General features: G+C 40.8%; 16 protein-coding genes and 2 riboswitches. Of the genes, 4 read left to right on the top strand and 12 right to left on the bottom strand.

The annotated features are described in order from the left end of the window. Positions 1-97: 97 nt before the first annotated feature. Genes ACH6C1_RS12880 through ACH6C1_RS12865 form a run of 4 tightly spaced genes read right to left on the bottom strand, consistent with a single transcriptional unit; the run spans position 98 to position 3,992 of the window. On the bottom strand, positions 98-910 hold the full coding sequence (locus ACH6C1_RS12880; protein ID WP_374077606.1) for a MetQ/NlpA family ABC transporter substrate-binding protein: 813 nt from the start codon (positions 908-910) through the stop codon (positions 98-100). A gap of 19 nt (positions 911-929) precedes the next feature. Continuing rightward, positions 930-1,592, bottom strand: coding sequence for a methionine ABC transporter permease (locus tag ACH6C1_RS12875; RefSeq protein WP_374077604.1), 663 nt, complete (start codon positions 1,590-1,592; stop codon positions 930-932). Further along, the gene (locus ACH6C1_RS12870; RefSeq protein WP_374077602.1) at positions 1,561-2,592 is read right to left on the bottom strand and encodes a methionine ABC transporter ATP-binding protein; all 1,032 of its coding nucleotides are present in this window, start codon (positions 2,590-2,592) and stop codon (positions 1,561-1,563) included. The genes ACH6C1_RS12875 and ACH6C1_RS12870 overlap by 32 nt, the downstream gene beginning before the upstream one ends. Further along, positions 2,589-3,992 carry an LLM class flavin-dependent oxidoreductase gene (locus ACH6C1_RS12865; protein WP_374077600.1) on the bottom strand — a complete coding sequence of 468 codons (1,404 nt, stop codon included), beginning with the start codon at positions 3,990-3,992 and terminating at the stop codon, positions 2,589-2,591. Before ACH6C1_RS12865 ends, ACH6C1_RS12870 begins: the two co-directional genes overlap by 4 nt. Before the next feature lie 90 nt (positions 3,993-4,082). After that, positions 4,083-4,185: riboswitch (SAM riboswitch) on the bottom strand. A 127-nt stretch (positions 4,186-4,312) separates the two neighbouring features. Beyond that, positions 4,313-4,419: riboswitch (SAM riboswitch) on the top strand. 71 nt (positions 4,420-4,490) lie between these two features. Here ACH6C1_RS12865 and ACH6C1_RS12860 point away from each other — a divergent pair. Continuing rightward, entirely contained in the window at positions 4,491-5,642 is a 1,152-nt protein-coding gene (locus ACH6C1_RS12860; RefSeq protein WP_374077598.1) for an acyl-CoA dehydrogenase family protein, read from the top strand. Positions 5,643-5,681: 39 nt separating this feature from the next. Here ACH6C1_RS12860 and ACH6C1_RS12855 read toward each other — a convergent pair whose 3' ends face one another. The 6 genes from ACH6C1_RS12855 to ACH6C1_RS12830 form a co-directional block, all read right to left on the bottom strand. Further along, positions 5,682-6,659, bottom strand: a complete 978-nt coding sequence (locus ACH6C1_RS12855) for an aldo/keto reductase (protein ID WP_374077596.1) — start codon at positions 6,657-6,659, stop codon at positions 5,682-5,684. Between the two features lie 43 nt (positions 6,660-6,702). Continuing rightward, the gene (locus ACH6C1_RS12850; RefSeq protein ID WP_374077594.1) at positions 6,703-7,545 is read right to left on the bottom strand and encodes a sulfurtransferase; all 843 of its coding nucleotides are present in this window, start codon (positions 7,543-7,545) and stop codon (positions 6,703-6,705) included. A gap of 286 nt (positions 7,546-7,831) precedes the next feature. Beyond that, positions 7,832-8,041: a TM2 domain-containing protein gene (locus ACH6C1_RS12845; RefSeq protein WP_095222848.1), complete on the bottom strand. Its 210-nt coding sequence runs from the start codon at positions 8,039-8,041 to the stop codon at positions 7,832-7,834. 106 nt (positions 8,042-8,147) lie between these two features. Then, entirely contained in the window at positions 8,148-9,149 is a 1,002-nt protein-coding gene (locus ACH6C1_RS12840; protein ID WP_374077592.1) for an ROK family protein, read from the bottom strand. Positions 9,150-9,189: 40 nt separating this feature from the next. Continuing rightward, positions 9,190-9,570, bottom strand: a complete 381-nt coding sequence (locus ACH6C1_RS12835) for a VOC family protein (protein ID WP_374077590.1) — start codon at positions 9,568-9,570, stop codon at positions 9,190-9,192. A gap of 61 nt (positions 9,571-9,631) precedes the next feature. Further along, positions 9,632-10,435, bottom strand: coding sequence for an HAD-IIB family hydrolase (locus tag ACH6C1_RS12830; RefSeq protein WP_374077588.1), 804 nt, complete (start codon positions 10,433-10,435; stop codon positions 9,632-9,634). A gap of 165 nt (positions 10,436-10,600) precedes the next feature. Here ACH6C1_RS12830 and ACH6C1_RS12825 point away from each other — a divergent pair, with 165 nt between their 5' ends. Continuing rightward, positions 10,601-10,780 (top strand): DUF1471 domain-containing protein, encoded by a 180-nt coding sequence (locus tag ACH6C1_RS12825; protein WP_095222844.1) that lies wholly within the window; start codon positions 10,601-10,603, stop codon positions 10,778-10,780. Between the two features lie 64 nt (positions 10,781-10,844). Here ACH6C1_RS12825 and paiA read toward each other — a convergent pair whose 3' ends face one another. After that, positions 10,845-11,363 (bottom strand): spermidine/spermine N(1)-acetyltransferase, encoded by a 519-nt coding sequence (gene paiA, locus ACH6C1_RS12820; RefSeq protein ID WP_374077586.1) that lies wholly within the window; start codon positions 11,361-11,363, stop codon positions 10,845-10,847. A 19-nt stretch (positions 11,364-11,382) separates the two neighbouring features. After that, positions 11,383-11,835 carry a MarR family winged helix-turn-helix transcriptional regulator gene (locus ACH6C1_RS12815; protein WP_374077584.1) on the bottom strand — a complete coding sequence of 151 codons (453 nt, stop codon included), beginning with the start codon at positions 11,833-11,835 and terminating at the stop codon, positions 11,383-11,385. Between the two features lie 241 nt (positions 11,836-12,076). Between ACH6C1_RS12815 and ACH6C1_RS12810 the strand changes: the two genes are divergently transcribed. After that, positions 12,077-12,139 (top strand): hypothetical protein, encoded by a 63-nt coding sequence (locus ACH6C1_RS12810; protein ID WP_374077826.1) that lies wholly within the window; start codon positions 12,077-12,079, stop codon positions 12,137-12,139. A 410-nt stretch (positions 12,140-12,549) separates the two neighbouring features. Beyond that, on the top strand, positions 12,550-12,984 hold the full coding sequence (locus ACH6C1_RS12805; RefSeq protein WP_374077824.1) for a GNAT family N-acetyltransferase: 435 nt from the start codon (positions 12,550-12,552) through the stop codon (positions 12,982-12,984). Positions 12,985-13,260: the final 276 nt, after the last annotated feature.

Genomic DNA, 13,260 nt, shown 5'->3' with positions numbered 1-13,260 from the left:
TGTCTGCGAAATATGGTACCCGTATCATGAGCAATTTCTTTAAGCTACATCTATTAAGCACAAAAAAAGAGAAGGAATATCCTTCTCTTTCCGTATATCACTTCATCCACTCCGGCTTATGAAATTCTGGAAACTCTTCCTCAATCACCTTAGCAAACTGCTCCGACTCCACTGCTTCCTTTATATCCTGAACAAATTGCTCATCTTTATTTTCTGTAGAGACTACTACGCGGTTCTGAATGTCCTCCGGCAATTCGTCAAGTGCGAGTGCTGTCGCTAAATCGATGCCAGCTGATATAGCGAAGTTTCCATTAATAGCAGCCAAATCAACAGATTCCAATGTCCGCGGCAGCTGTGCAGCTTCAACTGGTTCAAATTTTAAATTCTTCGGATTGCTTATCACGTCTTTCTCTGTGACCCGCAATGGATCAGCATTTTCATCGATTTCAATTAGACCATTATCTCTTAGGACGGTCAGACCACGACCAAGATTAGTCGGATCATTAGCAAGTGCAACGGTGCTTCCATCTTTTATTTCATCCAGTGACTTGAATTCATTTGAATAAATACCGATAGGTGCTGTTGGAACTGTTATAACGCTGGTCAGCTCCATGTTGTTCTCCTCAGCGAAAGCGTCCATATATACTTTATGCTGAAATAAATTGGCGTCCAGTGAACCGGTTTCCAATGATTTGTTCGGCTGCACATAGTCATTGAACTCCTTTACTTCCACTGTATATCCTTTATCCTCCAGATACGGTTTTACGCCTTTTTCAAGCATGTCGCTATACGGAATTGTTGCACCTAGGACGATCTTTTTATCGGATGAGGCACTGCTTTCTCCGGAACCGCAGCCAGCTAAGACTGTGATGAATACTGCGGCAAATAACAATAAAACAGCTTTTTTCATTTTCGTTCCTCCTCATAGTTCATCTTTTTGAGACAACTCTTGCTATAAGATCACCTAAGTACTGAACAACTTGAACGAGTACAATCAGTACGATGACCGTAGTGAACATGATTGTATTATCGTATCTGTAGTATCCATACCGTATTGCCAAATCTCCGATCCCGCCTCCGCCTATTGTGCCGGCCATAGCAGAATATCCAATAAGACTGATAGCTGTAATAGTTAGTCCTGTGATTAATCCGGGCTTTACTTCCGGAAGGATGATACTTTTGATAATCATCCACGGAGAAGCTCCTACCGCCATAGCTGCTTCAATCACACCCTTGTCTATATCCCTGGCTGAGGATTCTACGATTCTTGCATAAAACGGGATAGCTGCAACAGATAAGGATACAGAAGCAGCTAAAGGACCGATCGTCGTATTGAGCAGAAATTGTGTGAAAGGCAGTAAGAAGACAAGCAGAATAACAAAAGGAACCGATCGAATGAGATTGATAATTAGCCCGGCTATTCTTTTTACCACCACATTTTCTAAAAACAAACCTCGGTCTGTTACAAATAATAGAATTCCAAATGGAAGCCCAATCACGATCGCCACAGCCAGAGCGATGGAAACCATTAGAAGCGTTTCAAGAAATGCTTGGTTCAATTCAGGCAAGATGGCGATTACGCGATCCATCATCAAACACCTCCACCTTGCTTACTTTATCTCTCAGATAAGCAATTGCTTTATTTACTTCTGCTTCATTTCCGTTCAATTCCATCACGAAAATTCCCAACGGCTTGCTTTGGATGTACTCTACTTTGCCGTGAAGTATATTGCCGCGGATCGGAAATGCCTGCAGCATATCCGATACAACAGCATCGGCAGCAATGCTGCCTTTGAATTGCAGCCTGACCAGCTTTCCGTTTATCTCTCCCAATAATTCTTCAGGGAGATCAAAACTAAGTATAGTCTGGATAAACGATGCTGTCAGAGGATTGGCAGGATCGGAGAAAATATCATAAGTTGGACCATGCTCTACCACTTTCCCATCCTGCATTACTGCACAGCGGCTGCAAATCTCCTTTACAACCTCCATTTCATGCGTGATGACAACGATTGTCAGACCCAGTTCTTTATTTATTTTCTTCAGCAAAGCCAAAATTGATTTTGTCGTACCAGGGTCCAAGGCAGAAGTAGCTTCGTCACATAAAAGGATCTTTGGCTGATTCGCAAGTGCCCGTGCAATACTGACCCGCTGCTTCTGACCGCCGCTAAGCTGTGCTGGATACTGATGTTTTCGATCCTCTAACCCCACCAAGGCAAGCAGCTCATCAACTCGCTGCTTTATTTGTTTTTTATCTGCTCCTGCAGCTCGTAATGCAAATGCCACATTCTCAAATACCGTTTTTGAGGAGACTAGATGAAAGCCTTGAAAAATCATACCGATCGACTGTCTTGCTTTTCGCAGATTCTTTGGCGACAGCTCCTGCAAATCAACTCCATCAACAAAGACTTTGCCAGACGTTGGCTTTTCCAATAGATTGATGCAGCGCAGCAAGGTACTCTTGCCCGCTCCGCTGTATCCAACTATTCCAAACACTTCACCAGCTTCAACGGTTAGAGTCACATCATCAACGCCAATGATCTCCTTTCCCTTGCTGCTGTATTTCTTTGTGATGTTCTCCAGTTTTATCACCTTTCATCTCCCTCTCCTGTCGGTATTTTCAACTGTCGAAACTTAGTTGCAGGATGCCCAGCCGGTAGTCTGCTTGATTCATAGTCAAATAATTTTTCTCTCAATGTGCCTGATTTGTAGGACTGTTTATAAAGTCCCCTTTCTTGCAGAATCGGAATTACCAGGTCAACAAATGACTCCAAATCCCCCGGTGTAACAAGGTGGTTCAAATTAAAGCCGTCGACTCCAGATTCTTCAAATTGGTGCTGGATGCTATCTGCCACCTCTTCTGGATTCCCGACTATCAAGCTTTTGTCAGGTGTATCAAACCGCTTCAAAGCTTCGCCGACTGTCAGCTGCTTGGCTGCATCCTTTGTCAATGAGGCTGCTTTATAGTGGCCGCCTTCTGTCGTTTTACCATAAGAAAACGGCTCGTCAGGATCCTTTTCCTCAAATTCAGAAATGTCGTATCCGCTTGCACCAAATTGCGCCTTGGCAGCATCTGGACTCCAATGACTTGCATATTCCTGATACTTTTGCTGCGCCTCTTCTGTGGTTTCCGCTACGATGACACTCAGGAAGGAGAAAATCTTAATATGATCTGGATTCCGGCCATGCTTGGCAGCCCTCTCCCTTATATCCTCTGCGTAGTGACGGATACGCTCAGGCGTGGGCCCTCCAACGAAAACACATTCTGCATGCTTGGAAGCAAATTCCCGTCCACGTTCGGATGTACCTGCTTGATAAATCACAGGTGTCCGCTGCGGGGAAGGCTCACTCAAATGCGGTCCCTCTACCTGGAAGTAATGGCCTTCATGATTGATTTCATGTACTTTTTCAGGATTCACCAATACTTGGTTTTGCAGATCCTCAACCACTGCATCCTCCTCCCAGCTGCTTTCCCAAAGCTTATATGAAACCTCCAGGAATTCATCCGCAATCTCATACCGCTCATCATGCTTGATCATTTCGGTCAAACCAAAATTCCGCGCAGCGTTCGGAAGATATGACGTCACAACATTCCAAGCAACTCTGCCCTTCGTCAAATGATCCAGGGTGGAAAAACGTCGTGCATTCCCAAATGGTGGTTCATATGTAGTACTTACTGTAACGGCGAAACCCAAATTCTCGGTTACACTTGCCATTGCAGAAATCAATAGCGCTGGATCATTCAGGGGGACCTGCAGACCATCCCGGATAGAAGGAGCTTTACTATTCCGGTAAACATCATATATTCCCAGTACATCGGCAAAGAAGATTGCATCGAATTTACCGCGTTCGAGTAACTTAGCAAGATCGATCCAATAATTCAGATTCTTGTACTGACGATGCCGCTTACTCTCTGGGTGCTTCCATAACCCATGCGAGTTATGCATCGCACTATTCATATCAAATGCATTCATAATGATTTGCTTTCCCACTTTTATCCCTCCATTTTTAACAAATAAAAAGACCCCTTCTCGGATAAGAAGAGGTCTTTCTAAGTCGACGCAGGCGTACGACGTCCACTCTTCTCATCTTCCAAGCTAGCAGCTTGCTGGAATTGGCACAGTACTGCAGCAGTCTGTTGCCGAGGCTTCAAAGGGCCAGTCCCTCCACCTCTCTGGATAAGAAATGCTTATTGAATTACAGCTCAATATACAGGACAGTCCTCTGTCTGTCAATTGAGTTTTCTAAATTAAATGTATAATTGACAATATTCAAATTATGGATTATATTTATGCCGACAACCGAATAGATACACTTATCTAGAGTCAGGGTAGGAACTGGTCCAGCGACCCTGCAGCAACCGCTTTTCATGAAGCAAGGTGCTAATTCCAGCAGACAGAAATGTCTGAAAGATGAGAGAGAATGCTTACATAACGCCACCTCTTTCATTTGAAAGAGGTTTTTTACTTTATTGGAAGAGGAGAATGTTCATGCGAGAAACTGCCGAGAAAACAAAAGTGTTTGATCAAGTGATACAGCAAGCAAGAATCCTTTCTAAAGAATTCAAAGAACGCGCAGCTCATTTTGACAGCAGCGGCGAGTTCCCATATGAAAACTTCCAGGCACTTAAGGAAAGAGGCTTCTTGTCACTGACTGTGCCGACGGAATATGGAGGCAAAGGATTAAATCTTGTCGAGTACTTACAAGTTCAAGAGATACTTGCACAAGGTGATGCTCCTACCGCTCTATCATTTGGCTGGCAGCTCGGTGTTGTACTGGAAAACGCAGAGAGCAGACAATGGGATGAACAAAGTTTTCAGCATCTATGCAACAAAATCATTCATGACAAAATTCTTCTCAATTTAGTTCAGACAGAAAACGCCACTGGCAGTCCTTCAAGAGGAGCAGCTCCGACGACAACTGCAACGCTGGAAGGTTCCAGATGGAGAATTAACGGCCGTAAATCTTTTGCTTCGATGGCTGCTGCTTTGGACTACAGTATTGCTACCGCAACTATACTTCCATCTGGAAACAAAGGCTTCTTTTTGATCGATCATAGTTTGGAAGGCGTATCTGTGGAAGAAACATGGAATAGCATCGCAATGAGAGGTACAAGAAGCGATGATTTGATTTTGGAAGACGTAATTGTTGAGCAAGATGCGCTGCTTGTGGAAGAAACCAAGGGCAAGTCCACTACAAGAGGCTGGTACTTACAGATTGCGGCTGTTTACCTAGGTATTGCTGTTGCTGCGAGAGATTATACCATTCAATTTGCGTCAGAATTCCAGCCTGTTTCCTTGCCAGGTCCAATTAAGGATGTTCCAGAGGTCAGGAGAAAAATCGGCGAGATAGAATTGGCTTTGTTTAATGCCAGAGAAGTACTTTATGGTACAGCCAGGAAGTGGGTCGAGCACCCTGAAAAAAGATCAGAAATGAGTCCTGATTTAGCTGCTGCAAAACATATTGCCACCAATAAAGCGAACGAAGTCGTGGATCTATGCATGCGAATAGTTGGAGCCCGGAGTTTGTCTGCCGACAATCCGCTGCAGCGCCATTTTCGTGATGTAAGAGCTGGATTGCATAACCCACCTACTGATGATGCAGTAGTGTATTCGCTTGCGGATGCAGTCCTTCGGCAGTAAAAAACTCCTGAATCCATAACGGATTCAGGAGTTTCCTATTTACCAAGCATAAGCATACGGTGCTGCTCCGCCTGGACCCGGGAAAATTTCATCCAGCTGTTTTAAAACGGATTCATCAAGGTGAATTTCTAGCGCATGTAATGCACTCTCGAATTGCCCAACTGTACGCGGCCCAATGATTGGCGCAGTTATAGCTGGATTGGCAAGCTGCCAAGCCAGCGCAACATTATCCTGTGTTTCTCCTAGTTCTTCACATAGTTGACCGAATTGCTCCAATTGCACTCGCTGGGCATCGATTTTATCACCAATCTTATCACTTCGGCTTCCAGGTAATTTTTTAAGTGCATTTCTTCCAAGCAGACCGCCATCCAAAGGACTCCATGTGATAATGCCAATCCCAAGCTGTTCAGCTGCTGGCAATACTTCCAATTCAGCATATCGACAGTTGAGATTGTATTTATGCTGCTCGGAGACCAGACCTAAGAAATGGCGGTTTTTTGCTGCGCCTTGTGCTACCGCGAGCTGCCAGGCAGCAAAGTTACTGGAGCCCACATAACCTATCTTCCCTTGGCTGATTCCTAATTCAAAAGCTCCCCATAGCTCTTCCCACGTTACGGCAGGATCAATATGATGCATCTGATACAGCTCAATGTGATCGGTTTGCAAGCGCTTTAAAGATTTCTCAAGATGACGCCGAATTTTATAAGCTGACAACCCAGCCTCATCATTTGGACCATCGGCAGCATTATGCATGCTTCCGTATACTTTTGTACCCAGAACGACTTTCTCCCTCCGGCCTCCGCCTTGCTTGAACCATCTTCCGATAATTGATTCTGTAAGACCTCGATTTTCTGCACCGTATACATTCGCCGTGTCAAAGAAATTAATGCCTGCATCAAGTGCTGCATCCATCATTCGGAATGCATCCTTTTCTTCTGTAGTAGTACCAAAATTCATCGTACCTAAACAAAGCCTGCTTACCTTCAAACCAGATTTACCAAGGTATCGATAGTCCATCTTAAGGTCTCCAATCTAAATTTTATTGACTTAAGTGAATCTGTTATAGGTGTTTACCCTTTGCTACGGGATTTTGCTCATACGAAACCCAATCACTATAACTTCCCGCATATAATTTTACATTCTCGAACCCAGCCATTTTTAAAGCAATGTAATTAGGAGCAGCCGTTACACCTGATCCGCAATACACGATAACCGGGTCTTTAGTATCCAGCTCAGCAAATCTTCTTTTCTGTTCTTCGCCTTCTTTAAATGAACCCTGATTCAATCCCTCTGCCCAAAATTTATTGATGGCGCCAGGAATATGGCCAGCTACCCTGTCAATTGGTTCCACTTCTCCTATGTAGCGTCTTTCCTCCCTTGAATCTATCAATATGGCAGACTTTTTCTCTTGTTCGACAACTTCCTTCACTTCCTCATAGAAAGCCAGCATATCTTTTCTGATAGTCACTTTAAATTCAGTTGTTACATTTTCAGGTAAATCCTTTGTCGTCTTGTAGCCAGCTTCAACCCATCCATTAAAACCTTCATTTAGTACAAATACGTTTTCATGACCTAAATATTGAAGCTGCCACCAAAATCGGGAAGCATATGACCCTTCTCCACCATCGTAGGCAATTACCGTATGTGTGTTATCGATTCCCGCTTTCTCGATGTCAGATTTAAATTGGCCTATGTCAGGCAGCGGGTGTCTTCCGCCATGCTTTGAAACAGGAGCTGATAATTGTCTTTCTAGATGAAAATAAACAGCACCAGGAATATGGCTTTCTATGTAAAGACCTGCTCCTTTCTCCGGATTGCCTAATTCAAAACGGCAATCTATTATCCTAACTCGATCGTCATCTAGATGTTCATTGAGCCATTCCTTATTAACAGCATAATTCACCTTACATACCCCTAACTAATTTTAGAATAGACCGTGTATATCTCTTTTATATATACTAGATAGGAATGGATGAATCCTTCAAAAACTCAAAGCTTCCTTTAAGACTATAGCGTCGTTTCAGTTATGGTTAAACAGGAAGAATGACTTTATTAGTAGCATCAAATTCACAAAACAGCAGGATTCAATTTAATATACTCTTGCAACACAATTCTTTGAGTAAGCTCTTTAGCTCTAATCTTTTAAAATAAAAAGCCACCCTATATCGGGTGGCTTTCCAATAACTGAATTACATATTACGATTATACTTAGCGTTGAAGTCCTCGTCTGATTTAACAAGATAAATTACACCTTCAATTAAACCGATAATCCCAGGGATACCTGTCCAGCAGAAAACAACATATAAAATCCCCATACCAATTTGTCCTAAGTAAAATTTATGTATCCCTAAATTCCCTAGTAATATCCCTAGTACACCTGCAACAATCTTGTTCTTCATAAGCTACTCCTTTAGAAACAATAATATAAATACTTTTATAGTATAGCTCAAAAAAAGTAATCTTCATTATTTTTTTAGAAAACGGTTTAGGTTTATTTTAGGTTACTTAGAAACAAATCTCTATCAACTTCGACTTAGCAATCTCCCAAAGACCTTCTTTGTAATCTTTATCCCAATCACTAGTACTTAATTCAGGTATGTGCTCCGACGGGAAATTTAATCTAACAATATCTGCAGATTTACCCAAAAATTCTTTGCTGACTTCTGCTTGATGAAAAATGATCAGAGAAGGATTTATTAATGCGCCAATAGTCTGGATCAATTTAGCAACCAATAAGACTGACTTCTCATCATTTGCGTCAAATTCACTTTCAGGAAAAAATCGGTTATTTTCATTTAAAGGAATAAACGATATCTCCCCGCTGAACATCGTATGCCCTTTTACTAGTCTTCCATTGATCAAAATACCCGCGCCTGGTCCATTCGCACCCATGTATATATAGACAAGAGAAGCTTCACTGGATAATCCCCTTCTATTCCGGTAACCGATAACTGCAGCGTTCATGTCGTTCTCCATAGTTAATTCAACTGGAAGATTTAATATGTCCCTCATATTTTGGTTTGCATACATGGGATATCCGGGGATGTAGCTTATTACATCCCCTTTTACAGCCCCAGGTATGCCCATCGCAATTGTTCGGATGGACGGATCCTCTGCTATTTTTGTTTTCAAAAATGCAGATAATGATCGGGGTTCCTGCTTTAAGAAACTCCCCGCAGAAGCTTCGTGTATCTTGTTGCCGAAGGCGTCCGTGATGACATACTTTGTTTCCTCTTTTTCCAGATAAACCAGCAATGTGTGGGCAAAGTCAGGATTATAAGCATAGCTTTGTGCTCTCCGGCCTCCTGCAGATGGTAAAAGGCCCAAGGAAAGCACTTCTCCTCGGTCTACCATCTCCTGGATGAACTTGCTGGCAGTGGGAAAGCTTATCGAAAGAGCTTCTGTAACTTCTGCTTTAGACATACTATGAGCGTTCATCAACAATTGCCGGATTCCTCTTACAATGTTTGCTTTCACCTGATCCTGCATTGTCATCTGATCATCCAACGTACATCTTCTCCTTTATAGATATCACTTCTTATCCCATCTATATAGTAATCTCAATCACATTTCCTTCCGGGTCTTCTATGACACTCTCATAGTATCCATCGCCTGTAGTGCGCGGATTGCCACTGACCGTATAACCGTCCACTCTGATATCTTCAGTTAATCTATCAACCTCTTCTTTACTGCCAACAGAAAATGCCACATGCGCCCAACCCAATTGTTCTGGCAGGGCAGGCTCGTTAACCCCAACTTTCTTCATGATCTCCAATCTGGTTCCACTCGAAAAAGTAAGGAAATAGGATGCAAATCCCTTTTTTTCATTTACATACAGGCTGTTACTCTCTGCTCCAAAATAATGGGTGTAAAATTCTTTCATTCTCTCGATATCCTTCACCCATATGGCTACGTGCTCAATTTTCATTATCAGACTCCCCTTTCTGCAACACTTATTAAATTAGTTTAATAAGTGGATAAATGCTGACTCACTTCATCAATTGAATCATCTTTTGAATCGTAAGCAGAACCCCGTTCTCTTCGTTCGTTTTCGTAATGAAACTGGCTGCTGCTTTCGTATTGTCACATGCATTTGCCATTGCAAAGCTATAATCTGCTATGTCCATCAATTCTACATCGTTCTCGCCATCACCGAATGACATCGTTTCTTCTTTTGTGGCACCCACTAGCTCTTGCAGCTTTTGCACGGTTTTCCCTTTATGGACATCCGCTGCAGTAATATCCAGCCAAGCTGGTTCGGAAGCAACTATATACATTGGTTCATTATATGTCTGCTCAAGTAAGTGCTCTTTTAGCGCAACAGACCCGAGTGATCTATCATATACCGTAATTTTAACAAGCTCTGATTCTATAGCAGTCAGATCGTCTGTTTTCTCCACTTTTTTATATGAATTTCGAACCACATTATAATCGGCTTCAGATATATCTGATCTAACATAAGCAGAGTCCCCGGTACACGCAATAACCGTCACCTTTTGATCATAAGCTTGAATATGATGTATAAGGTCATTACCTAGTGTTTTGTTCAGAGGGAAGTCTTTTATCAGTTCGCCATCCCTTTTAATGCGAGTTGCACTGTCACCTAGCACCCAAATATCAGAATGTCCTTCAAATAGTTCTTCAACCCGTTCACACTGCTTCCCTGTACAAGCGGCAAAAATGATACCATTTTCCTTCATCATCTTATGTGTTTCATCGAAAAGCGCTTTGTCGAAACTCCCCTTGTTATTCAAAAAAGTACCGTCTAAGTCCGTTACAACAAGTTTCAGCATAATCAAATCTCCTTCGTCTGTGAGTAAGTACGAATGAAGCATACATCCTGGAATCGATCTCATGTCAACATATTTTTTATTCTAAAATGATTCCAAGACAACACATAATGTACACAAGCGGCTTTTATAATATGAATAATTAGAAAAAACAAAAGGAGACGTAAGATGTTATTGCTTTTGATCGGCATGCTCGTTGTAGTTATTATTACTGTTACCACTCCTAAGGATCTTTTCCATTCTCCAGATGAAATCTCTGCAGCCGTCGCACAAAAAGCCAAAAGAGATGCAGCGCACTACATAAACTCTAATAGAAACACTATCAGCAAATCTGACCTCCACAATTAATGAAAAGCAAATACAGGAAAAAGAAAGAACAACAAGTTAAGCAGCTTGTTGTTCTTTTTATACCTTATAGTGTTTTAGTCAAAATGTAATCCACTTGTTCTTCATCACCCATATGAAAAGCATGAGCTCCCGTTTTAACGAAACCATTCTTGCTGTAAAAAGCAATTGCGTTTTGATTTTTTTCCCATACCCCAAGCCAAATAGTCTTCTTGTTCAACTCAATAGCTATTTCAATTGCTTTGTTCATCAGGAATTTACCTATTCCCTGTTTCTGAAATTTCCTTCTTACATAGATCCTCTCAATTTCTAATGAAGCATCATCCATTTCTTCAGACTGCGCATCATCTATGTTTACCTTAAGGTATCCAGCTAGTTCAGCATTCGAATAAATGAAAAAGAACTGTGAAGAAGTATGCAGCAATTCCATTTCCAGCTTATTCAAGGTATATGCTTTATCTAAATAAGCTTTCATATTTTCAGGTGAATTTTGGTCCTTGAATGTATCCCTGAAGGTTTCGATGCTAATTTCTTGAAGTATCTGTAGGTCCTCCATGCTGCATTTTTTAATAGTTATAGATGTCATGTATAGCTCCCTCATTTAATCAATAGTCTCGTTTGTTTCCTTTTTTCACATATTCCCAGTCTATTTCAATATTCTTTCTAACCCTTTGAAGAAGATAGTAAAGGCTTTCTACTTCCTGATCAGATAATCCAGCTAATGCAACCTTGTCCGAATGATCATTTTCTCTTCTTATGAAATGATTGACCTGCTCTCCTTTTTCTGTCGGGAAAAGTTTCTTGATTTTTTGATTTTGTTCATCATTTTTCTTCTTGATAAAGCCATTAATCTCTAGCTTTTTAACTGCACGTGCAGCCGTTGTTCGATCAACTTTAATCATCTCTGCAAGTTTTTCTTGAATGATTCCTGGGTTTTCAACAATTCGGACGAGATACAAATACTGTCCCCTGGCAAGATCATATTCTTTGAATTCTATATTGCTTATAGAATCCAATGCCCGAGCTATCATTCCTATCTCGCGTAGAATTTCCTTCATATATACAACTCCGTTTATTTTTTCTATGTATAAATAGTAAAGGTTTTTTGTTGTATTTGCAACAAAAAACCTTTACTTGAATTTGCTATTCAAGAGCCACTTCTAATAAAATACATATAGATATTCTAAAAAAAAAGTGCATTTTATCTTACCAGGCTCTATAGTTATTATCCTAAACGAACAAAATGAGGTATTACTGCAGAAAGACATGATGGATTCTGGGGATTAACCTGGTGGTTTAATGGATTTAGGAGAAAGTTATGAAGAAGCAGCAACACAGGAAGTCTTTGAAGAGACAGGATAACAGTGTAAAACTTAATTTTACTAAATGTATTTTCTGGTTCTGAGTATTATTTAAAAGTTTCAAATGGTGACGAGCTTTATGCGGCTACGGCTGTTTATTATACGAAAGATGCAAGCGGGGAAATCAAGGTTGACTATAGTGAATCAAAAGAAATTCGTATTTTTCTATAGATAACTTGCCTGACAATATAGCTGATAATTATATGAGGGAGCAAGATGAAAATGTATTGATATAAAACATTAGATGGTATTTTAAGTAATCGGTTCCCATAGATTAAGAATGAGAACTAGGTTTTTGAATACGTCCCGCTTAAACTTAATAATTCAACCTTAAGAAACAAAATAACAATATGCTTACTAGGAGGATGAATTTTATTGGAACCAAAACAAGTCACATTTAGAGAGGCAAAAATGCAAGACCTTGACGAAATTGTGCATATGCTTTCAGATGACGTTTTAGGAAACAAGAGAGAGCTTTATAAACAACCTTTACCAGAGAGTTATATAAAAGCATTTCAATCTATCGACTCTGACCCAAATAATGAATTAATTGTGGCTTGTTTTGGCGAAGAGATAATAGGCGTTCAGCAGATTACATTTACTCCGTACATTACTTATCAGGGAGGATGGAGAGCTACAATTGAAGGTGTTCGTACTAAATCCTCAGAACGTGGTAAAGGCATAGGATCCAAGTTAATTCAATGGGCAATCCAACGTGCTAAAAAACGTGGATGTCATATAGTTCAACTTACAACAGATAAAAACAGACCCGACGCAATTCAATTCTATGAAAAGTTAGGATTTAAGACATCTCATGAAGGATTAAAATTACACTGTGATAAATGAACTATGAGGACGAATGATGAATAAAAGTATAAATGAGTTATCCAAGCTTACACCTTTTGCGATATGTTATAGCTAACATAAGTCCCCCATTTGCTTTTTATCATATAAAAACCCTCTTCCACTACAGCTGATTGATTTATACTATATTGAATGATATTAGTCTTCCTACTGCAAAGCAATGTCATTTCTTTCTAAGTCAAGTAACCAGGCTTTTCTTTGGGATTCTCCCTCCATAGCTAATCCCGTTTCAAAAACAATCTTTTGGAAAACGGCCTA

Source organism: Terribacillus sp. JSM ZJ617, from assembly GCF_044383785.1.
Classification (GTDB): domain Bacteria; phylum Bacillota; class Bacilli; order Bacillales; family Amphibacillaceae; genus Terribacillus.
This window is presented reverse-complemented; position numbering and strand designations above follow the sequence as displayed.